The sequence below is a fragment of the Streptomyces longispororuber genome, assembly GCF_014656095.1.
Classification (GTDB): Bacteria; Actinomycetota; Actinomycetes; order Streptomycetales; family Streptomycetaceae; genus Streptomyces; species Streptomyces longispororuber.
Genome location: NZ_BNBT01000116.1, coordinates 1 through 21,499, shown reverse-complemented (window position 1 = coordinate 21,499; position 21,499 = coordinate 1). Strand labels below are relative to the sequence as shown.

The 21,499-nt window shown below is 74.2% G+C and carries 17 protein-coding genes and 3 pseudogenes; 16 read left to right on the top strand and 4 right to left on the bottom strand.

The genetic code is table 11. The features are described 5' to 3' along the window. Positions 1 to 14 precede the first annotated feature (14 nt). Both IE330_RS27900 and IE330_RS27895 read left to right on the top strand, forming a co-directional pair. Positions 15 to 566 (top strand): TetR/AcrR family transcriptional regulator, encoded by a 552-nt coding sequence (locus IE330_RS27900; RefSeq protein ID WP_229925981.1) that lies wholly within the window; start codon positions 15 to 17, stop codon positions 564 to 566. After that, positions 563 to 2,107 (top strand): MFS transporter, encoded by a 1,545-nt coding sequence (locus IE330_RS27895; protein WP_190138908.1) that lies wholly within the window; start codon positions 563 to 565, stop codon positions 2,105 to 2,107. The genes IE330_RS27900 and IE330_RS27895 overlap by 4 nt, the downstream gene beginning before the upstream one ends. A 118-nt stretch (positions 2,108 to 2,225) precedes the next feature. Here the strand turns inward: IE330_RS27895 and IE330_RS27890 are convergent, their stop codons facing one another. Next, positions 2,226 to 2,870 (bottom strand): lysophospholipid acyltransferase family protein, encoded by a 645-nt coding sequence (locus IE330_RS27890; RefSeq protein ID WP_229925980.1) that lies wholly within the window; start codon positions 2,868 to 2,870, stop codon positions 2,226 to 2,228. A gap of 463 nt (positions 2,871 to 3,333) precedes the next feature. Here IE330_RS27890 and IE330_RS27885 point away from each other — a divergent pair, with 463 nt between their 5' ends. The 3 genes from IE330_RS27885 to IE330_RS27875 all read left to right on the top strand — a co-directional run bounded on the left by IE330_RS27885 (position 3,334) and on the right by IE330_RS27875 (position 5,748). Then, entirely contained in the window at positions 3,334 to 4,563 is a 1,230-nt protein-coding gene (locus tag IE330_RS27885; RefSeq protein ID WP_190138906.1) for a glycerophosphodiester phosphodiesterase, read from the top strand. 74 nt (positions 4,564 to 4,637) lie between these two features. Beyond that, on the top strand, positions 4,638 to 5,162 hold the full coding sequence (locus IE330_RS27880; RefSeq protein ID WP_190138905.1) for an RNA polymerase sigma factor: 525 nt from the start codon (positions 4,638 to 4,640) through the stop codon (positions 5,160 to 5,162). 40 nt (positions 5,163 to 5,202) lie between these two features. After that, on the top strand, positions 5,203 to 5,748 hold the full coding sequence (locus IE330_RS27875) for a GNAT family N-acetyltransferase (RefSeq protein WP_190138904.1): 546 nt from the start codon (positions 5,203 to 5,205) through the stop codon (positions 5,746 to 5,748). Between the two features lie 18 nt (positions 5,749 to 5,766). Here the strand turns inward: IE330_RS27875 and IE330_RS27870 are convergent, their stop codons facing one another. Both IE330_RS27870 and IE330_RS27865 read right to left on the bottom strand, forming a co-directional pair. Further along, positions 5,767 to 6,201, bottom strand: coding sequence for a hypothetical protein (locus IE330_RS27870; RefSeq protein ID WP_190138918.1), 435 nt, complete (start codon positions 6,199 to 6,201; stop codon positions 5,767 to 5,769). A gap of 7 nt (positions 6,202 to 6,208) precedes the next feature. Next, positions 6,209 to 6,568, bottom strand: coding sequence for a hypothetical protein (locus IE330_RS27865; RefSeq protein ID WP_190138903.1), 360 nt, complete (start codon positions 6,566 to 6,568; stop codon positions 6,209 to 6,211). Positions 6,569 to 6,776: 208 nt separating this feature from the next. On the opposite strand from IE330_RS27865, the gene IE330_RS27860 reads away from it, so the two are divergent. The 11 genes and pseudogenes from IE330_RS27860 to IE330_RS27815 all read left to right on the top strand — a co-directional run bounded on the left by IE330_RS27860 (position 6,777) and on the right by IE330_RS27815 (position 21,156). Beyond that, positions 6,777 to 7,424, top strand: coding sequence for an HAD-IA family hydrolase (locus IE330_RS27860; protein WP_190138917.1), 648 nt, complete (start codon positions 6,777 to 6,779; stop codon positions 7,422 to 7,424). 404 nt (positions 7,425 to 7,828) lie between these two features. Then, positions 7,829 to 8,914, top strand: coding sequence for a methionine ABC transporter ATP-binding protein (locus IE330_RS27855; RefSeq protein WP_190138902.1), 1,086 nt, complete (start codon positions 7,829 to 7,831; stop codon positions 8,912 to 8,914). Then, complete coding sequence (locus IE330_RS27850; RefSeq protein WP_190138901.1) at positions 8,911 to 9,720, top strand: methionine ABC transporter permease; 810 nt, start codon at positions 8,911 to 8,913, stop codon at positions 9,718 to 9,720. Before IE330_RS27855 ends, IE330_RS27850 begins: the two co-directional genes overlap by 4 nt. A 126-nt stretch (positions 9,721 to 9,846) precedes the next feature. Continuing rightward, positions 9,847 to 10,677, top strand: a complete 831-nt coding sequence (locus IE330_RS27845) for a MetQ/NlpA family ABC transporter substrate-binding protein (protein WP_190138900.1) — start codon at positions 9,847 to 9,849, stop codon at positions 10,675 to 10,677. Between the two features lies 1 nt (position 10,678). Continuing rightward, positions 10,679 to 11,515: a MetQ/NlpA family ABC transporter substrate-binding protein gene (locus IE330_RS27840; protein WP_190138899.1), complete on the top strand. Its 837-nt coding sequence runs from the start codon at positions 10,679 to 10,681 to the stop codon at positions 11,513 to 11,515. 166 nt (positions 11,516 to 11,681) lie between these two features. Next, on the top strand, positions 11,682 to 12,329 hold the full coding sequence (locus tag IE330_RS27835; RefSeq protein ID WP_229925979.1) for a GNAT family N-acetyltransferase: 648 nt from the start codon (positions 11,682 to 11,684) through the stop codon (positions 12,327 to 12,329). A gap of 216 nt (positions 12,330 to 12,545) precedes the next feature. Next, positions 12,546 to 13,757: a precorrin-6y C5,15-methyltransferase (decarboxylating) subunit CbiE gene (gene cbiE, locus IE330_RS27830; protein WP_190138897.1), complete on the top strand. Its 1,212-nt coding sequence runs from the start codon at positions 12,546 to 12,548 to the stop codon at positions 13,755 to 13,757. A 311-nt stretch (positions 13,758 to 14,068) separates the two neighbouring features. After that, positions 14,069 to 14,719 (top strand): annotated as a pseudogene (locus IE330_RS40165) (nicotinate-nucleotide--dimethylbenzimidazole phosphoribosyltransferase); the annotation flags it as partial. Positions 14,720 to 16,519: 1,800 nt separating this feature from the next. Then, positions 16,520 to 18,718, top strand: a pseudogene (gene cobT, locus IE330_RS40160) (nicotinate-nucleotide--dimethylbenzimidazole phosphoribosyltransferase); the annotation flags it as partial. 236 nt (positions 18,719 to 18,954) lie between these two features. Then, positions 18,955 to 20,196 carry a uroporphyrinogen-III C-methyltransferase gene (gene cobA, locus IE330_RS27820; protein WP_190138895.1) on the top strand — a complete coding sequence of 414 codons (1,242 nt, stop codon included), beginning with the start codon at positions 18,955 to 18,957 and terminating at the stop codon, positions 20,194 to 20,196. A 105-nt stretch (positions 20,197 to 20,301) separates the two neighbouring features. Next, complete coding sequence (locus IE330_RS27815) at positions 20,302 to 21,156, top strand: TrmH family RNA methyltransferase (protein ID WP_229925978.1); 855 nt, start codon at positions 20,302 to 20,304, stop codon at positions 21,154 to 21,156. Between the two features lie 37 nt (positions 21,157 to 21,193). Here the strand turns inward: IE330_RS27815 and IE330_RS27810 are convergent. After that, a pseudogene (locus IE330_RS27810) lies at positions 21,194 to 21,499 on the bottom strand (serine/threonine protein kinase); the annotation flags it as partial.

The following is a 21,499-nucleotide window of genomic DNA, read 5'->3' as shown; positions in this document are numbered from 1 at the left end:
GTTATGGTTGTCTCATGTCAGTCGACCGCGACCAGGTGCTGCGCAGCGCCGCCGCCCTGCTCACCCGCAAAGGCTCCGCGACCATGGACGAGGTCGCGAAGGCCGCCGGCGTCAGCCGCGCCACCCTGCACCGCCACTTCGCCGGGCGGGACGCGCTCGTCCGCGCCCTGGAGGACCTCGGCCTGCGGGAGTGCCTCGCCGCGCTGGACGACGCGCGGCTGGACGAGGGCACCGCGCACGACGCGCTGCGCCGCCTGGTCGGGGAGATCCAGCCGGCCGCCGGCCTGCTCGCGTTCCTGGTCACGGAGAACGCCCTGTTCGAGGGCGAGTCGCGGCACGAGGGCTGGGCCCGGATCGACGACCGCATGACCGCGCTGTTCCGGCGCGGCCAGCGGGACGGCGAGTTCCGCATCGACCTGACCGCCGTCTGGCTGACCGAGGCGCTGTACGGCCTCATCAGCGCCGGGGCCTGGGCCGTCCTGGACGGCCGCGTCGCGGCCAACGACTTCCGCCACATGATCGCCGAACTGCTCATCGGCGGAGCACGACGAAGAGAGGAACCATGATCAGCACAGCGCAGCGCACCCGGCCCTCCGAGGTGGCACGGCCGCCCGGCCGGTGGCTCGCCCTGGCCGTGCTCGTCCTCGCCGTGCTCCTGGTCGCCGTGGACGCCACCGTCCTCGGCCTCGCCACGCCGTACATCAGCGAGGACCTCAAGCCGTCGGGCACCCAACTGCTGTGGATCGGCGACGTCTACTCGTTCGTCATCGCCGGTCTGCTGGTGTCCATGGGCAGCCTCGGCGACCGCATCGGCCGCAAGAAGCTCCTGCTCACCGGAGCCGTCGCGTTCGGCGCGGTGTCCGTGCTCAACTCGTACGCGACCAGCCCGGAGCTGATGATCCTGGCCCGGGCCCTGCTCGGCGTCGCGGGCGCCACGCTGATGCCCTCGACGCTCGCGCTGATCCGGAACATCTTCCACGACCCGCGCGAGCGCAGCATCGCCGTCGGCGTCTGGGGCGCGATGGCCTCGGCGGGCGCGGCGATCGGCCCGGTCGTCGGCGGCTTCCTGCTCGAACACTTCTGGTGGGGCTCGGTCTTCCTCATCAACCTGCCCGTGATGGCCGTGCTCGTCCTCGTCGGCGTGAAGCTGCTCCCCGAGTCGAAGAACCCCTCGCCCGGCCCCTGGGACCTCGTCAGCGTCGTCCTGTCGCTCATCGGCATGATCGGCGTGGTGTACGCGGTCAAGGAGGCGGCGGCCCACGGGGCGCGCTGGGACGTGCTCGTGGCGGGCGCCCTCGGCGCGGCGGCCCTCACCTGGTTCGTCCGGCGGCAGCTCACGCTCCCCGCGCCCCTGCTCGACATGCGGCTGTTCCGCAACCGCGGCTTCTCCGCCGCCGTCCTCGCTGACCTGCTGACCATCCTCGGCCTGTCCGGCCTGGTCTTCTTCCTGTCCCAGTTCCTGCAACTGGTCCAGGGCAGGCAGCCGTTCGAGGCGGGCCTCGCCGAGCTGCCCGCCGCGCTCGGCGCGGTGACCGCGGGCCTGCTGGCCGGCGTGGTGGCGCGCCGCTTCTCGGTGCGCTCGGTCGTCGCGGGCGGCCTCGCCGCGGTGGGCCTCGCCCTGGCCGCGCTCACCGCGCTGAGCCAGCACACCGGCTACCCGCTGCTCGGCGCGGCCCTCCTGGTGGTCGGCGTCGGCGCCGGGTTCTCCTTCACGGTGACCGCCGACGTGATCCTGTCCAGCGTGCCCAAGGAGCAGGCGGGCGCGGCCTCCGCGGTCTCCGAGACGGCGTACGAACTGGGCGCGGCCCTCGGCATCGCCCTGCTCGGCTCCATCGTCACGGGCGTCTACCGCGACTTCACGGCCCCGGCGGGCACCCCGGCCGACGCCGCGGCGGCCGCGCACGAGTCCCTCGGCGGCGCGGTCGAGGCGAGCGCCGGGCTGCCCGCGCACACCGCGGGACCGCTCGTCTCCGCGGCGCAGGACGCCTTCGTCGACGGCCTGCGGGTCGCCGCGGGCGTCGGCGCGGCGGTCCTCCTCGCCACGGCGGTCGCCGCCTGGTTCCTGCTCAAGGGCCAGAAGCTGGAGGACGGCGTCGAGCACCCGTAGCCCCGGCACCAGGCTCGGGAACGGCCGCCGTCCGGCCCCGGCGGCGGGCGCCCGGCCGGGCAACGGCGAAGGGCCGCACCCCCGAGGGGTGCGGCCCTTCGCCGTGCGCGGCCCCGGCTCAAGCCGCCTTCGCCTTGGTGGCGTACATGTCCACGTACTCCTGGCCGGACAGGCGCATGACCTCCGTCATCACCGAGTCCGTCACCGCGCGCAGCACGTAGCGGTCCCGGTCCATGCCGTCGTAGCGCGAGAACTCCATCGCCTCGCCGAAGCGGACCGTCACCCGGCCCGGCCGCGGCAGGCCCTTGCCGCCCGGCTGCAGCTTGTCCGTGCCGATCATCGCGAACGGCACCACCGGCGCGCCGGTCATCAGGGTGAGCCGGGCGATGCCGGTGCGGCCGCGGTACAGGCGGCCGTCGGGGGAGCGGGTGCCCTCCGGGTAGATGCCGAAGATCTGGCCGTCGTCCAGGACGCGCTTGCCGGTCATCAGGGCGGCCACGCCGCCCCGGCCGCCGTCGCGGTCCACCGGGATCATGCCGACGCCGGTGAAGAACCACGCCATGAGGCGGCCCTTGAGCCCCTTGCCGGTGACGTACTCGTCCTTGCCGATGAAGTAGACGGGCCGGTCACAGACCAGGGGCAGGATCATCGAGTCGATGAACGTGAGGTGGTTTCCGGCCAGGATGACGGGACCGCTTCCGGGGATGTTCTCGGCGCCCTCGACCCGCGGGCGGAACATCAGGCGCAAGAACGGTCCGAGCACTGCCTTCAGGAGCGCTAGACGGGACAACAGGTCCTCCGGAGTCAACGGTTCGGCAGCAGGTCTGTGCAGGTGAGGACGATACTCGCGGCTCGCCCGTGAACGCACATCGGGTTCACACGACCGATACGCGGAGTTGACCTGATGATGTGCGCTCCCCGCTGTGCGAGTGCCCCGCCTGCACGACCGTATCCCTGGTGCGAACTGCGCGGCTTGTCCGAGTGGTGCTTCTCACGTCCCCGGCGGAACACGGCCGGAAGTCTCCGCGGCCCGCCCGGCCGCCCGGAGCGCGGCCGCGGCCGCGCTCCGGACCCGCGCGCCCCAGCCCCCGCCCGGCCGCCGGCCACCACGCGTCACCCGTACGTTCGACCCCGGTACTCCCGTACGTCACCCGCGGCCACCTACGATCAGTGCCGCTTTGTCAGGTGCAAGGCGGCACACGGCAGGACAGGAAGAGGAGCGCTCCATGGCGAACGACGAATACGGCGACGCGGCGGGTCGGCGGCGACTGGGGGCGAGCCCGGGCCGGCGCGCGGTCCTGGGCGCCGCGGTCCTCGGGGCGGGCGCGGCCGTCGCGGGGGCGCCCGGCGTGGCCGGTGCCGACGCGCGCCACGGCCACGGGCACGGCGGGGAGCTGCCGGTGCCGACGGTCATCGCCCACCGCGGCGCGAGCGGCTACCGGCCCGAGCACACGCTCGGCTCCTACCAACTCGCCCTCGACATGGGCGCCCACGTCATCGAGCAGGACGTCGTCCCCACCAAGGACGGCCACCTCGTATGCCGTCACGAGAACGACATCACCGGGACCACGGACGTCGCCGCGCACCCCGAGTTCGCCGACCGCAGGACGACGAAGACCGTCGACGGCACCAAGCTGACCGGCTGGTTCACCGAGGACTTCACGCTCGCCGAGCTGAAGACGCTGCGCGCCAAGGAGCGCATCCCCGGCACCCGCCAGCGCAACACCCTCTACGACGGCCGCTGGGAGATCCCCACCCTCGACGAGGTGCTGCGCTGGGCCGACAAGGAGGGCCGCGAGCGCGGCCGCCGCGTGTGGCTGCACATCGAGACCAAGCACCCCACCTACTTCCGCAAGCTCGGCCTCGGCCTCGAAGAACCCCTCGCCAAGCTCCTGCGCCGCCACCACCGCCACCGCCGGAACTCCCCGACCTTCCTGCAGTCCTTCGAGCCGAGCAGCATCCAGCGGCTGCGCAAGCTCGTCGACACGCCCGGCGTCGTCCTGCTGTCGAGCGCCGGCTCGCGCCCCTGGGACTTCGTCGAGGCGAACGACCCGCGCACCGTCGCCGACCTGATCAAGCCCGCGGGCTTGAAGTGGATGGCCTCCTTCGCGAAGGGCATCGGCCCGACGCTGGACCTGATCATCCCCAAGGGCCCCGACGGCAGGCTCCTGGAGCCCACCACGCTCGTGCGCGACGCCCACGCCAAGGGCCTGATCCTGCACCCCTACACGATGCGCAACGAGAACACCTTCCTGCCCGCCGACTTCAGGAAGGGCACGGACGCCGCCGCGTACGGCGACGCCTTCGGCGCGTTCAAGGCGTACTTCGCGACCGGTATCGACGGGATCTTCTCCGACAACCCCGACACCGCGCTCCTGGCGGCCGCCGACTTCACCGCCGGCCGCTCCGGCGGCGGCTCTGTCGGCGGCTCTGTCGGCGGCTCTGTCAACGAATGACGGGAACCTCCCGGTTGGGGTGAGCCGCGGCCGTTTCGGAAACCCGCCACCGAAACGGTCGCGTCGTCACGGGTATGACCCCCACGCTCCCGCCCGACCTCGTCACCGCCCTGCGTCCGCTGCTCGCCGCCGAGGCCCTGGCCGAGGCGCACGGCGGCCCCGCCGACCCCGGCGACCTCGAACAGGCCGTCTGGCTCCGCCTGCTGGAACACCTGGACGCGAAGAGGCCGCTCACCGACCCCGCCGCCTGGCTGCGCACCGCCGTCCGCGACGAGGCCCACCGCACCCGGTACGCCGCCCGCCGCGAGCGGCCCTACGCCACCGAGCCCGCCGACGACCTCCAGCGCGGCCCCGAACAGCGCGCGCTGGTGGCCGACCGGTACCGCGTCCTCCACGCGGCGGTACGCCGGCTCCCCGGGCGCTGCCCCCGCCTCCTGGCTGCACTTCTGTCGCCCAAGGACCTTACGTACCGTGAAATCGCAGGAGAGTTGGGAATGTCACAAGGATCTTTGGGACCGGAACGTTCCCGTTGCCTGGGATGCCTGCGCAGAATGCTCGCGCAAGAGGTTGCGACTCCTGGCCCGTGGGGAAAGGAGTGAGGGACAACCGGTGGAGCAGGTGAGCGGGAGGCATGCACACATGGGCATGAGCGTGACCATCTCGGAAGCGGCGGCCGACGACCAGGACGCCGCCGAGCAGATCCTCAAACTGCAGTACCTCTGCTACCAGAGCGAGGCCGAGCTGTACGGCGACTACTCCATCGAGCCGCTGACCCAGACCCTGGCCTCGCTCAAGCGGGAGCTCGCCGACGGCACCGTCCTGGTCGCCCGCCTCGGCGACGAGGTGGTGGCCTCCGTGCGCGGCGGCGTCGACGCGTCCGGCACGGCCCGCGTCGGCAAGCTCGTCGTCCACCCGCGCATGCAGCGGCACGGCCTGGGCGGCCGGCTGCTCGACGCCATAGAGCGCCGGCTCGGCGAGGGCGGCGCCCGCCGCTTCGAGCTCTCCTCCGGACACCGCAGCGAGAGCAACCTCCAGCTCTACCGCAAGCACGGCTACCAGCCGGTGAGCACCCGCCGGGTGAACGACCGGCTCACGCTGGTCACGCTCGCCAAGGACGCCGACGACGCCGACGGCGCGGAGCCCGCTCGGGCCGCGGCGACGCAGGCGCTCGCCACCAGCGCGTAGGCCCCCGCCGGCCCGGGCTCAGGACCGCGTCGCCGCCCGGGACCGGCGCAGCCAGTACAGGGCGGTCACCGGCAGCAGCACGGGGATGAACAGATAGCCCATCCCGAAGTCCGACCACACCGTCGCGTCCGGGAACGCGGACGGCTCGGCCAGCGTCCAGGCCCCGACGCCGAGCACGCCGACCAGCTCGGCGGCGCAGCACACCAGCGCCGCCCTGCGGGCCCGCTCGCCGCCGCGGACGAGCGAGTACGTGATGAAGCCGTAGACCAGCCCGGCGAGCGCCGACAGCGTGTAGGCGAGCGGCGCCCTGCCGAAGTCCGTGGAGATCTGCACCGCCGAGCGGGACACGGCGCCCACGACCATCACGCCGTACAGCCACACCAGCAGGATGCCGGGGCCGGTGATCAGCTTGCGGCGCCCCGGCTCCGCGGGGGCCTCGTCGGTTCCGGTCACGGCCACCTCAGCCTCCCCAGATGTCGTACAGGCGCACTTCGAGCACGGCGAGGACCACTCCGCCCGCCGCGACGGTCACCGAGCCCCAGCGGGTGCGCTCGGCGAGCGACATGAACCCCGCCGCCGGGACGCACGCGAAGGAGCCGATCAGATACGCCACGAAGATCGTCGTGCCCTGCTCCGGGTCCTCGCCGCGCGCGAGCTGGACGACGCCGACGACGAGCTGGACCAGTGCGAGCAGGGTGACCACGCCCATGCCGATGAAGTGCCAGTCCTTCGTCGGCTGGTCGCGGTAGGCGGCGAAACCGCACCAGGCCGCGAGCGCGAGCGCGGCCACAGAGGTCGCGACGGTCAGGGCAACAAGCATGCCGCGACCCTATTACGGGCCAAAAGGCCCGATGTCCCCGGGCCCGGGGACCCGGCACCCGCCGGGAGCGGCGGACGTATCGTCGGACCCCATGACGATCTCGCCGGACCCCATGAACATCTCGCCGGACTCCCTGGAGGAGCCGGACTCCCTTAAGCAGTCGGACCCCCTGAAGCAGCCGGGCCCCCTGGCGAACGGGGCCGAGCCCCTGGCCCTGCACGCCGAGGCCCTGCTGTTCGACAACGACGGCACCCTCATCTCCTCGCTGGAGTCGGTCCGGCGCTGCTGGACGCGGTGGGCGGGGGAGTACGGGGTCACCGCCGAGGACTTCGCGCGCGTCGGGCTGCACGGCCGCCCCGCCGCCGAGATCGTCGCCGACCTGCTGCCGCCCGCGCGCGTCCCGGAGGCCGTCGCGCGCATCGAGGAGCTGGAGGTCGCGGACGCCGCCGGCGGCGTGGTGGCGCTGCCCGGCACCCTCGGCCTGCTCGCGTCCCTGTCCCCGGACCGCTGGGCCGTCGTCACCTCCGCGACGCGCCGCCTGGCCGAGGCCCGGCTCGCCGAGGCGGGCATCCGCCCCGAGACGCTGATAGCCGCCGACGACATCACCCGCGGCAAGCCCGACCCGGAGCCCTTCCTGCTCGCCGCGCGGACCCTCGGCGCCGACCCGGCCCGCTGCGTGGTCTTCGAGGACGCCCCGGCCGGTCTCACCGCGGGCCGCGCCGCGGGCATGACCACCGTGGCGTTGACCACAACGCACACCGCCGCTGAGCTCAGTGCCGATGTGCTCGTCCCGGACCTCTCGGCCGTGTCCGCGCAGGCCACGGCGGGTGGCGTCGAGCTCGTCATCGGCGGCTGAGCGCCGCCCAGGGACCGGGCGCCGACGTCCGTCGGCGCCCATGTCCTGTCCGCTATTCGGACAGCGCTGGCGGGACGCCACCGCCCGCGTGTTTTACTGTCCGCATGACCACGACGAGCAGCCGCACCCTTGCGACCGAGGCGATGACGACGCCCGGTGCTCGTTGTATGTGTCGAATGTGCGCCTTCTGAGGGCCCCTGTACCACCGCGCCTCGCGCCCCGAAGCGAAGCCTCCGTGCCCCGCGCCCCCACGTGCCGCCCGTAGGCGGCGTGGCAGACGCGGGACCGCCCCGCGCACACGTCCTCCGGTTCCACCGCCACCGCGAGAACCGTGCCGCGTTCCGAACGAATGCCCCGTGCCCCGGCGCGACCCGCGCCGCGCACTCGACAGTGACGGAAACCCAGTGATCACCACTTCCGGCCTGACCAAGGTCTACCGCTCACGCGGTCGTGAAGTAACCGCCCTCGACGGAGTCGACCTCCACGTACGCGAAGGCGAGGTGTACGGCGTCATCGGCCAGTCCGGCGCCGGCAAGTCCTCGCTGATCCGCTGCGTCAACCTCCTGGAGCGCCCCAGCTCCGGCACCGTCACGGTGGCGGGCCAGGACCTCACCGCCCTGGCCGGCCGCGGCCCGCGCGCGGGCAAGGAGCTGCGCGCCGCCCGCAGCCGCATCGGCATGGTCTTCCAGCACTTCAACCTGCTGTCCTCGCGCACCGTGCAGGACAACGTCGAGCTGCCGCTGGAGATCCTCGGCCTGTCCGGCAAGGAGCGCTCCCGCAAGGCCCTGGACCTGCTCGACCTCGTCGGCCTCGCCGACAAGGCCAAGGCCTACCCGGCCCAGCTCTCCGGCGGCCAGAAGCAGCGCGTCGGCATCGCCCGGGCGCTCGCGGGCGAGCCGAAGGTGCTGCTCTCCGACGAGGCCACCAGCGCCCTCGACCCCGAGACCACCCGCTCGATCCTCCAGTTGCTGCGCGACCTCAACCGCCAGCTCGGTCTCACCGTCCTGCTCATCACGCACGAGATGGACGTCGTCAAGACCGTCTGCGACTCGGCCGCCCTGATGGAGCGCGGACGCATCGTGGAGTCGGGCACCGTCAGCGAGCTCCTCGCCACCCCCGGCTCGCAGCTCGCCGCCGCGCTGTTCCCGCTCAGCGGCGCCGCCTCCGGCGACCACCGCACCGTCGTCGACGTCACCTTCCACGGCGAGGCCGCGACCCAGCCGGTCATCTCGCAGCTCTCGCGCACGTACAACATCGACATCTCGATCCTCGGCGCCGCGATGGACACCGTCGCGGGCAAGCAGGTCGGCCGCATGCGCATCGAGCTGCCCGGCCGCTTCGAGGAGAACGTCGTGCCCATCGGGTTCCTGCGTGAGCAGGGCCTCCAGGTCGACGTCGCCGAACACGACGACGCCGCCGGACACGACGGTGAGGACGTGCCCGCGCCGCGGGACTCCGCGCTCGCGCTCGCGAAGGAAGGTGCCAAGTGACCTGGTCGGAGATGCAGCCCCTGCTGGAGCAGGCCTGTTGGGACACCTTGTACATGGTCGGCTGGTCGGCGCTCATCGCCGTCGCCGCCGGCCTGCCGCTCGGCCTGCTCCTGGTCCTCACCGACCGCGGCGGCCTGCTGCAGAACGTCGTCGTGAACAAGGTCATCGGGCAGGTCGTGAACATCGGCCGCTCGATGCCGTTCATCATCCTCATGGTCGCCCTGATGGGCTTCACGCGCTCCGTCGTCGGCACCACCATCGGCCGTGACGCCGCGATCGTGCCGCTCGCGATCAGCGCCATCCCGTTCTTCGCCCGCCTGGTCGAGACGGCCGTACGCGAGGTCGACCACGGCCTGGTCGAGGCCGTGCAGTCGATGGGCGGCAACACCTGGACCGTCGTACGCAAGGTCCTCGTGCCCGAGTCCCTGCCGTCGCTGATCTCCAGTGCCACCACGACCGTCGTCGCCCTCATCGGCTACTCGGCGATCACCGGCACCGTCGGCGCCGGCGGCCTCGGCGACCTCGCGGTCCGCTACGGCTACCAGCGCTTCGAGACCGAGCTGATGTGGATCACCGTCGGCATCCTCGCCGTGGTCATCTCGATCATCCAGTTCGCCGGTGATTACGCCGCCCGCAGGCTCCACCGGCGCGGCGGCCAGGCGGGAGCCGCGCCGCGCCTGAAGCTGCTGCGGAGCGGGACGCCGAAGGCCGCGGCCGACGGCGCCACGGCCGAGGGCGCCACGACCGGGGGCGCCACCGCGCCGGCCGCCGCGGAGTCCGGGCCCGAGCCGGTCAAGGTGCCCTGAGCCGGTCAAGCTCCCCTGAGCCGGGGGCCGCGCCCGCGCGGGCCCCGTCGAACTCCCGAGTTCACCCCAGCACCACCCCGCGGCATCGCCGCAGGCGTGTACCACCCATGGAGAAAGGCACTTTTCGTGCGTAACACCACCAAGATCACCGCTGCTGTCCTGACCGCCGGAGCCCTCACCCTCGGGCTCACCGCCTGCGGCTCGAAGGACTCCGCCGGCGACAAGGACGGCCCGCTCGTCGTCGCCGCCACCCCCACCCCGCAGGGCCAGATCCTCGACTACGTCAAGAAGAACCTGGCGAAGAAGGAGGGCCTGGAGCTGGAGGTGAAGGAGTTCACCGACTACGTGACGCCGAACACGGCCACGCAGCAGGGCGAGGTCTTCGCCAACTACTTCCAGCACAAGCCGTACCTGGACGACTTCAACAAGAAGAACAAGACGGACATCGTCCCCGTCCCGAACGGCACGGTGCACCTGGAACCGCTGGGCGTCTACTCGAAGAAGATCAAGAAGATCGACGAGCTGGAGAAGGGCGCGACGGTCGCCGTTCCCAACGACACCACCAACGAGGCGCGCGCCCTGAAGCTCCTCGCGGACAACGGCGTCATCAAGCTCAAGGAGGGCGTCGGCTTCGCGGCCACCCCCAAGGACATCGCCGCCAACCCGAAGAACCTCAAGTTCAAGGAGCTGGAGGCGGCGGCCCTGCCCCGCACCATCAAGGACGTCGACGCCGCGGTCATCAACGGCAACTACGCCCTGGAGGCCGACCTCAGCCCCGCCAAGGACGCCCTCGTCGCCGAGAAGGCCGAGAACAACCCCTACGGCAACTTCCTCGCCGTGAAGAAGGGCAACGAGGACGACCCGCGCGTCAAGAAGCTCGTCAAGCTCCTCACCTCGCCCGAGGTCAAGAAGTTCATCGACGACAAGTACGACGGCTCCGTCGTCGCCGCGTTCTGACATGCGGGCGCCGGGCACAGCCGCGGCGGCCGGGGCCCTGGCCCTGGCGCTCGGCCTGACCGCCTGCGGCGCGGGCTCCGGCTCCGACGGCGAGGCGCTCGTCGTCGGGGCCACCCCCACGCCCGCCGGGGAAGTCCTGACGTACATCAAGGAGAACCTCGCGCGGAAGGAGGGACTCGACCTCCAGATCCGCGAGTTCACCGACTACGTCGCACCCAACACCGCCCTCCAGGAGGGCTCCCTCGACGCCAACCTCTACCAGCACACCCCGTACCTGGAGGACTTCAACGCCTCCAAGAAGACGGACCTGGTGCCGGTGGTCGAGGTCTACCTGCCGCCGATGGGCGTGTACGCGCCCCCCGGCAAGGGGGACGCGAAGCTCACGGACGTCACCCGGCTCCGCCCCGGAGCCACCGTCGCCGTCCCGAACGACACCACCAACGAGGGCCGGGCGCTCCACCTGCTCGCCTCCACGGGGGTGATCGAGCTGAAGAAGGGCGCGGGCGCGAACGCCACCCCCGAGGACATCGCGGCCAACCCGAAGAAGCTCACCATCAAGCCCCTGGAGCCCGCACAGCTACCGCGCTCCCTCGAAGACGTCGACGCGGCCGTCATCAACAACAACTACGCGCTCGACGCGGGCTTGAGCCCGGCCAGGGACGCCGTCCTCCTGGAGTCCGCGAAGGACAACCCGTACACCAACGTCCTCGCCGTCAAGAAGGGTCACGAGGACGACCCCGACATCCAAAAGCTCGCCGAGCTCCTGACGTCACCCGAGGTGCGGACGTTCATCGAGGACACCTACAAGGGCTCCGTGCTGCCCGCCACCACGGGCTGACCCACCGGGCCGCCCGCACCCGGGGTCCCGCCGGCACCGTCGGCGGGACCCCGTGGTGCGACGCCCCGTCACCATGCTGCATGCTGAATCCTTCAGCAGGCCGAAGGCCCGTGAGAGCGACGAAGGTACACGGAACGGCAGGCCCATGAAGGTTACGGAGCGGCGCATGACCACAGCCCCCACAGGCTCCTCGGGATTCCCCGACATCTCCATCAGCACGGAGCGGTTGGTGCTGCGCCCCTTCGACGAGGCGGACGTCCCCGCGTACGCGGAGATGATGAACGACGAGCTCGTCACCGCCTGGACCGCCGTGCCCCAGCCGTACACCCAGGCCGACGCGCGCGCCTGGATCACCGACCGGGCCCCCGCCGAGCGGACCGCCGGACGCGGCCTCGCCCTGGCCGTCACCGAGTTCCTCACCCAGCGCCTGGTCGGCACCGTCCAACTCCGCCGCACCGACTGGCGGGTGCGCTCCACCGAGCTCAGCTACGTGACCGCGCCGTGGGCCCGCGGCGAGGGCTACGCCTCCGAGGCCGCGCTCGCCACCGCCCAGTGGCTGTTCCACGACCAGAAGTTCGAGCGCATCGAGCTGCGCACCGCCGCCGACAACACCGCCGCGCAGCAGGTCGCCCAGAAGATCGGCTGCGTCAGCGAGGGCGTCCTGCGCGGCGCCTGGATAGCGCGCATGAGAAACGGCGGCGACCCGCTCGGCGGCTGGATCGACCTGCGCACCGACCTCATCGTGTGGAGCCTCCTGCCGGAGGACCTGGAGGGCGTCGCGGAGCACGTGACGACGTTCTCCGACTGGAGCTGACTCCGGCGGGGGCGCCCCGAGCGGCTCGACGCCGCCACGTGTGGGCGGGGCGCGGAGCGCCGACCCGGGCGGGGCCCAGGGGCGGCACACCCCGGTTTCGGGGAAGGGCGGGTTCGAGGACCGCCCGGCACGGCACCAGCAGGTACGCTCCCTCCTGGCCGCACACGGCCGCCCGTCCGACGACGACCCGACCACGACCCCAGGAGACAGACGACGATGGCCGACCGGGTCACGGTGATCGGCTGGGACGGCTCGCCACTGACCACCGCGGCACGCTCCGCCCTGAGCGCCGCGACGCTCGTCGCGGGCGCCGCCCACCACCTCGCCCTGCCCGAGGTCCCCCCGGCCGCCGAGCGCATCCGCCTCGGCAGCATCGCCCTCGCCGCCCGCCGCATCGCGGCCCACCGCGGCACGGCCGTCGTCCTCGCGGACGGCGACCCCGGCTTCTTCGGCGTCGTCCGCACCCTGCGCGCCCCCGAGTTCGGCCTCGAGGTCGAGGTGGTGCCAGGCGTCTCCTCCGTCGCCCAGGCCTTCGCCCGCGCGGGCATGCCCTGGGACGACGCCCAAGTCGTGGTCGCCCACCCGCGCACCCTGCGCCGCGCCGTGAACGTGTGCCGCGCGCACAGCAAGGTCGCCGTGCTCACCGCGCCGGGCGCCGGGCCCGCCGAACTCGGCCTGCTCCTCGAAGGCGTCCACCGCACCTTCGTCATCTGCGAGGAGCTCGGCACCGAGCGCGAGCAGGTCTCCGTCGTCACCTCCGACAAGGCCGCCGACCACACCTGGCGCGACCCCAACGTCGTCATCGTCATCGGCGGCGCCGCCGCCCACGACAGCGGCTGGATCGCGGGCCGCGACCCCGGCACCGACCCGCGCGGCTGGGCCCAGCCCGCCGCGGCCTACGGCGGCGAGCAGGAGCTGGGCGAGGGCGAGAGCGACCGCATCCGCGCCGCCCAACTCGCCCGCCTCGGGCCCCGCGTGGGCGACCTGGTCTGGGACATCGGCTGCGGCAGCGGCGCCTTCGCCGCCGAGTCCGCGCGGTTCGGCGCCGCCGTTATCGCCGTCGACCAGGACCCGGACGCCTGCGCCCGCACCACCGCCGTCGCGCGCCGCTACGGCGTCCACGTCCAGGTCGTCCACGGCACCGCCCCGCACATCCTCGAAAGCCTCCCCGAGCCCGACGTCGTCCGCGTCGGGGGAGGGGGCGCGGAGGTGGTGTCCGCCGTCGCCGACCGGCGCCCGGAGCGCATCGTCACGCACGCCCCCACCCGGGACGCCGCCGAACTCCTCGGCCGCAACCTGACGGAGCACGGGTACGCCGTCGAGTGCGCCCTCCTGCAGTCCGTCGAACTCGACACCCGTGCCTGGACGGAGCGGAAGCGGACCGTCGTCTTCCTGCTCTCGGGCCTCCTTCTCGACCGCACCGCCTGACCCTGACGGCCCTGCCCGCACGCCGTGCGCGGTAGGCTGGCCGATCGTTGTACCGCACCCGGGTGTCCGGCAATTACCTGGTCAATGTCCGGAGAGCTCGCCCGTCTTGGGGGGTGCGTGTGGTACGGCGGACCGCCGGACGCGCGACGTGGCGCAGTCCACAGCGGACCGTGGCCGATCAAGCTGCCGCGACGGCGGAGCAACCGCGACAATGCCTTGTGGTCCGTACGCGGCGCGTGCCGCGCGGTACGCACGCTCGTTGTGGATGACGGGCGGTCACAGAAGGACTAACCGATGGGCGAGGGGTACGCATGACCGACACCGGCCAGGTCCCGGGCGAGGGGCTGCCGGAGAGCGCAGGCATGGTGGAGCAGTCGGGCGTCCCCGCGCCGGACCCCTACACCTTCCTCGATCCCTCCGAGCACCCCGCCGAGGACGACGACCTGCTGCTGATGCCGGGTGCCCAGGGCGCGTGGAGCGAGGCGCAGCAGTCCGCGCAGCCCGGTCCCGGACAGCAGCCGCCGGCCGCCGCGACGGCCGGGGCGCCCGGCGTGCCCGCGCAGCCCGGAGCCGCGTCGGCGCAGTCCGCGCAGGCGCAGGACGCCCAGGCCGCGTTCGCGCGGAGCGCGGCCGCGCAGCAGGTTCCGGCGGGGCAGCAGGCCCCGGCTGTCCAGCCGCAGCCGGGTCAGCCGCAGGCGGGCCTCCAGGCGGGCCTCCCGGCGGGTCCGCACCAGGCCCCCGCCCAGGCCGTCCAGGCTCCGGTGGCGCAGGCCCAGCCCCTCGCGGCCCCGGGCGCCGTCGGCCTGCACCAGGCCGAGCACCAGCCCGGGCCGCACGAGACGGCGGGCCGGGACAGCGGCTCCGTCGACCTGAACGGCATCCCGATGCCCGCGGGCCCGGCCCACACCGCCGCCTCCCAGCACGGGAGCCCCCGCCGCCCGCTGCACCGGGGCCCCGCCGCGCCCGTCGTCCCGGACGGCACCGCGAGCCCCGTCCGCTCCCTCTCCGACCGGGGCCCGGCGGGCGGTACCGCGCACCCCGCGGGCGCCCGGCAGCCGGGCCCGCCGACCAGCGGCCCCGAGTACCTGAACACGCCGCGCGAGGACGTCGGGGCCGACGGCGGTGCCCTGCCCGGCCCGCAGCTCGGCGAGATCCCGGGCCAGGGAGCGATGCCCTGGGGCGCCCAGCCGGTGCCCGGGGCGGACGTACCGGCCCAGGACGCACAGGCGCTGCCTGCAGAAACGGTCGTCCCGGGCGTTGCTGCGGCCTCGGCTGTCTCTGAGGCACCTGGCGTCACCGGGGCCACGGCCGTGGCTGAGGCCTCTGGCGTCGCTGAGGCCCCTGAGACCCCTAAGGCCCCCGAGGCCCCCCAGGCCCCTGGCGTCACCGAAGGACCTGACGTTACTGAGGCCACGACTGCCACCGACGCGGCGGAGGCCTCGCAAGCACCCCAGGCACCCCAGGCACCGCAAGCACCCCAGGCGCTCGTGTCGCCCGAGGCACCTCAGGAACCCGGGACACCTCAGACACCCGGGACACCTCAGACACCCGAGACGGCGCAGGCCGCCGCCGAAACCCCCGACGCGCAGGGCGCTGCGGCTGCCCCCGGCACCGCGGAGGCGCAGGACCTCTCTGCCGCTCAGGCTGCTCCTGCCGCTCCCGTCACTCCGGACGCCGCGGACACTCCGACCGCGGCTGACGCTGCCACCGCGGCTGACACTGCCACCGCGGCCGACGCTGCGACCGCACCCGACGCTGCGACCGCACCCGACGCTGTGACCACGGCCGATGCTGTGGTCGCCGCCGCCCCTGCGGCCACCGCCGACCCCGCAGCCGCGGCCCACGCTCCCGTGGCCGCCGACACCCCGGCCACCACCGACCCTGCGCCCACCCCCGCCGCACAGACCTCAGCAGCTCCACAATCCCCGGACGCCCCGGCAGTCACGGATGCCCCGGCGGCCCAGCAGGCTCCGGCAGCCCCCCAGACCCCGGACGCCCCGCACACCCCGACAGCGGCCACCGCAGCCCCGGACGCCCCCGCCACCCCGGACGCCCCGGGTGACCCGGCCGCCGCCCCCGTCACTGCCGTACCGGAAGCCACGCAGGCCACGCCCGTTGCGCCCCAGCCGTCCGAGGCAGCCCCTGTCACCGACGCCCCTGAGGCATCGGAAGCACCCGCTGGGGCAGGCGTACCCGCCGGGGCGCGAGAAGCACAGGCGGCGCACGGGGTGGACCAGGCGCAGGCGCCGGGCGCCGAGGGCGCTGTCCCCGCTCCGGATGCCCCGGGCGCCCCCGGCACCACGGAACCGTCCGCTCCGCACGCCCCCGCGGCGGATGCGCCGCACGACGCCGGTCCGCGCTCCCCGGAGGCCGGTACCGGCCCCGAAGGCGCCCACACCCCGGCCGAGGGCGCGGACGACCGGCCCGCGCCGGTCGCCGACGCCGTGCCCGCCGGCGCCGAAGCCGTCACGGCCCCGTCCGCCCCGGTGCCGCCCGCCTTCCCGGTCGCCGACGGGGAGGGCGCCGCATTCACCGGGCCCGCCCCGGCCGAGCAGCCCGAGGCCGTCACCGTCACCCCGCAGGCCCCCGACGCGGCCCAGCCATGGCCCGGGGCGCAGGGCCCGCAGCTCTCCTCGCCCGTACCCGGGTCCGACGCGCAGGCCATGCCCCTCGGCCAGTTCGTACCGGTCGAGGGCTCGGTGCCGACCACCCCGCACCTGGCCCCGACGCCGCCGCGCCCGCTGCCGCCGGAGCACGTCGCCGCGCCACAGCCCGGTGACGCGCCCGCCGCGGGCGCCCCGGCCCCCGCACCGGACCAGGCCGCCGGCGACGCCCCCGCGCCCCTGCCCGAAGCCCAGGCCGAGCCCGAGACGGCCGCCGAGCCGGGGGAGCAGCCCGTACCCACCGTTCCCGCACCCCGCGACGGCGACCGGCCCACGGCCGCCCCCGCCGCCCAGGCGGCGCCCGCACCCGCACCCGCCCCCGCCACGGACGGCCCGCAGCCGTCCGCCGAGGGGACGACCGACCCCGACGAGCCGATGCACGCACCCCACCCGGCCGAACCGACCGACGCCGCACCCCAGGCCGACGAGCCCCCGACGGGCGCCGAGGAGCCCACCGCGCTCCCCGAGACCGTGGCGGAGGGCCCCGAGGACCTGACCACCCCGGCCGTGGCGGACGACTCCGACCCCGCCGGTACCGAGCCCGCCGCGCCGGCGGCCCCGCTCGGCCCGCCCGCCCCGGGCTACGCCGACGCCGAGCGCGAGGCCGTGCTGCGCGTCATGCGCGAGCGGCGCGACATCCGCAACGGCTTCCGCGGCGACCCCATCCCGCACGAGGTGCTGCTCCGCGTCCTGGAGGCGGCCCACACGGCGCCGTCCGTCGGCCACTCCCAGCCCTGGGACTTCGTGGTCATCCGCTCCGCCGAGACCCGCCGCACCATGCACGAACTGGCCCAGCGCCAGCGGGAGGCGTACGCGAAGTCGCTGCCCAAGGGCCGGGCCAAGCAGTTCAAGGAACTGAAGATCGAGGCCATCCTCGACACCCCGGTGAACATCGTCGTCACCGCCGACCCCACGCGCGGCGGGCGCCACACCCTCGGCCGCCACACGCAGCCGCAGATGGCCCCGTACTCCTCCGCGCTCGCCGTCGAGAACCTCTGGCTCGCCGCGCGCGCCGAGGGCCTCGGCGTCGGCTGGGTCAGCTTCTTCGACGAGCGCGAGATGGTCCGCGCCCTCGGCCTGCCCGAACACCTGGAGGTCGTCGCGTACCTGTGCGTCGGGTACGTCGACGAGTTCCCGGACGAGCCGGAGCTGATGCAGGCCGGCTGGTCCAAGCGCCGCCCGCTGTCGTGGGTCGTGCACGAGGAGACGTACGGCCGTCGCGCCCTGCCCGGCGAGGACCCGCACGACCTGCTCGCCGAGACCGTCGGCAACATCCGCCCGCTGGACGCCAAGGCGCTCGGCGAGGCCTGGGAGCGCCAGAAGCGCATGACCAAGCCCGCCGGGGCCCTGGGCATGCTGGAGATCATCTCGGCGCAGCTCTCCGGCCTGTCCCGGATGTGCCCCCCGCCGATCCCGGAACCGGCCGCCGTCGCCATCTTCGCGGGCGACCACGGCGTCCACGCCCAGGGCGTCACGGCCTGGCCGCAGGAGGTGACCGCCCAGATGGTCGCCAACTTCCTCGGCGGCGGCGCCGTCTGCAACGCCTTCGCCCACCAGGTCGGCGCCGAGGTCTGCGTCGTCGACGTCGGCGTGGCCGGTGAGCTCCCGGCCACCCCCGGCCTGCTGCCCCGCAAGATCAGGCCCGGCACCGCCGACATGACCACGGGACCCGCGCTCACCCGCGACGAGGTCACGGCGGCCATCGAGGTCGGCATCGAGACGGCCCGCGACCTGGTCGCCGCGGGCAACAAGGCGCTGCTGACCGGCGAGATGGGCATCGCCAACACCACGGCGTCGGCGGCCCTGATCTCCGTCTACACGGACACCGACGCCGCCGAGGTCACCGGCCGCGGCACCGGCATCAACGACGAGATGCACGCCCGCAAGGTCGAGGTCGTCCGGCGCGCCCTCGAACTGCACCAGCCCGACCCGGCGGACCCGATCGGCGTCCTCGCCGCGGTCGGCGGCCTGGAGCACGCGGCGATGGTGGGCCTGCTCCTCGGCGGCGCCTCCCTGCGCACCCCCGTGATCCTCGACGGCGTCAGCGCGGGGGCCGCCGCCCTGGTGGCCCGCGCCATCGCGCCCGAGGTCCTCGCCGCCTGCATCGCGGGCCACCGCAGCGCCGAGCCCGGCCACGTGGCGGCCCTGAACAAGCTGGGCCTGCGCCCCCTGGTGGACCTGGACCTCCGCCTCGGCGAGGGCACCGGCGCCCTCCTGGCCCTCCCGGTGGTGCAGAGCGCGGCGCGGGCGATGCACGAGGTGGCGACGTTCGACTCGGCCGGAGTCACGGAGAAGTAGCCCCACCGCGCCCGTCCGCCGCCCGAGGGCGAGCGCGCGGCGCGAGGGACGGAGGTGCCAGGGGGCGCAGACCCCCTGGCACCGTGACGGGGCGGGTGCGGGGAGCCCCCGGCCGAGCCCGTCGCCACCCCGCCCCCGCTCCCGCCGTACGCTGAAGCCACGGCTAAAATCCGCACGTCAGGGCCGCTCCAGAGCAGTAGCGCCCACTGTCCCGCCCCGACGAGGAGCCGCCCGCCATGGCCGAACACCCCGCCTACCCCGTAGGCCTCCGCCTCACCGGCCGCCGCGTGGTGGTCCTCGGCGGCGGCCAGGTGGCCCAGCGCCGCTTGCCCGCCCTCGTCGCGGCGGGCGCGGACGTCCAGCTCGTCTCCCCGTCGGCCACCCCCTCGGTGGAGGCGATGGCGACCGCGGGCGAGATCACCTGGCACCGCCGCAGGTACGAGGACGGCGACCTCACCGGCGCCTGGTACGCCCTGATCGCCACCAGCGACCCCGAGGCCAACACCCGCGCCTCGGCCGAGGGCGAGCGCGAGCGCGTCTGGTGCGTCCGCGCCGACGACGCCGACGAGGCCACCGCCTGGACCCCCGCCACCGGCCGGAGCGCGGGCTTCACCGTCGCGGTCCTCACCACCGACGCCGAGGACCGCGACCCGCGCCGCACCGCCGCCGTCCGCGACGCCATCGTGGAGGGCCTGCACGACGGCACCCTGGTGGCCCCGCACCACCGCCCCCGCGCCACCGGCGTCGCCCTCGTCGGCGGCGGCCCCGGCGACCCCGACCTCATCACGGTCCGCGGCCGCAGGCTGCTCGCCGAGGCGGACGTCGTCATCGCCGACCGGCTCGGCCCGCGCGACCTGCTCGCCGAGCTGCCGCCGCACGTCGAGGTCATCGACGCGGCGAAGATCCCGTACGGCCGCTTCATGGCCCAGGAAGCCATCAACAACGCCCTCATCGAGCACGCCGAGCAGGGCAAGGCGGTGGTCCGGCTCAAGGGCGGCGACCCCTACGTCTACGGCCGCGGCATGGAAGAGGTCCAGGCCCTGGCCGCGGCGGGCATCCCCTGCACGGTCGTCCCCGGCATCTCCAGCTCGATCTCGGTGCCGAGCGCCGCGGGCATCCCGGTCACGCACCGCGGCGTGGCCCATGAGTTCACCGTGGTCAGCGGCCACATCGCGCCCGACGACGAGCGCTCCCTCGTCGACTGGCCCGCCCTGGCCACCCTGCGCGGCACCCTCGTCATCCTGATGGGCGTCGACAAGATCGGCCGCATCGCCGAGACCCTGACCGCCCACGGCAAGGCGCCCGACACCCCGGTCGCCGTCATCCAGGAGGGCACGACGGCCGCCCAGCGCCGCGTCGACGCCACCCTGGCCACGGTCGCCGACGCCGTCCGCGCCCACGAGGTCAAGCCCCCCGCGGTGATCGTCATCGGCGAGGTGGTCACGGTGGGCCCCGACGCCTCGCGCCCCCAGGACTAGCTCGCGCGGCGGCCCGTACGCCCCCGCACCCGCCCCCGTAACCACCGGTAACGGATCCCGTCCGCAGCCGTTGGCACCACCCCTTGGACAAGGCAGTATCACCCTGTGGCCGAGCACAGCAGCACCGAACCCGACAAGCCCGCCGGACCCATCGAAACCATCGAGGACCCCGCCGACCCGCGTCTGCGCGACTACACCGGCCTGACCGACGTCGAGCTGCGCCGCAGGCGCGAGCCCGCCGAGGGCCTGTTCATCGCCGAGGGCGAGAAGGTCATCCGCCGCGCGAAGCAGGCGGGCTACGAGATGCGCTCGATGCTGCTCTCCGCCAAGTGGGTGGACGTCATGCGGGACGTCATCGACGAGGTGCCCGCCCCCGTCTACGCCGTCAGTCCCGAGCTCGCCGAGCGGGTCACCGGCTACCACGTGCACCGCGGCGCCCTCGCCTCCATGCAGCGCAAGCCGCTGCCCACGGCCGACGAGTTGCTGCGCGCGCACCGCCGCGTCGCCGTGCTGGAGGCCGTCAACGACCACACCAACATCGGCGCGATCTTCCGCTCGGCCGCTGCCCTCGGCATGGACGCCGTCCTGCTCTCGCCGGACTGCGCCGACCCCCTGTACCGCCGCTCGGTCAAGGTCTCCATGGGCGCCGTCTTCTCGGTGCCGTACGCCCGCCTCGACTCCTGGCCCAGGGGCCTGGACACCGTCCGCGAGGCGGGCTTCAGCCTGCTGGCCCTGACCCCCGACCCGAAGGCCAAGGCACTCGACGAGGTGGCGCCCCACCGCATGGAGCGCGTCGCGCTGATGCTGGGCGCCGAGGGCGACGGCCTGTCCCGCCAGGCCCTGGTCGCCGCCGACGAGTGGGTACGCATCCCGATGGCGCACGGCGTCGACTCGCTCAACGTGGGCGCGGCCGCCGCGGTGGCGTTCTACGCGGTGGCGACGGGCCGCCCCGCGTCCTGACCCCTACGGGCCCGCGGCCCGCACGGGGTCGTCAGCCCTACGGGCCCGCGGCCCGCACGGGGTCGTCGACCGGGAACGGCCGGTCGCCGGTCACGCCCTGCTCCTGGCGTACGTCGCCGAGCCCGCGCGCCGGGCCCTGACACCCCTGCGCCGCCGCGATGCCCAGGGCCACGAGCAGCGTCACCACCACGAACACGAACAGCCGCTGCCGCAGCAGCCGCGGGTTGGCGGGCCGCAGCCGGGTCCCGGTGGTGCGCGGCCCCTGCCGCCCGGCGGCACCGCGGGGCGCGGGCCTGCTGCCCGTGGACCGCGGGCCGCGCGGCTTGGGCGGCCGCGCGCCCCC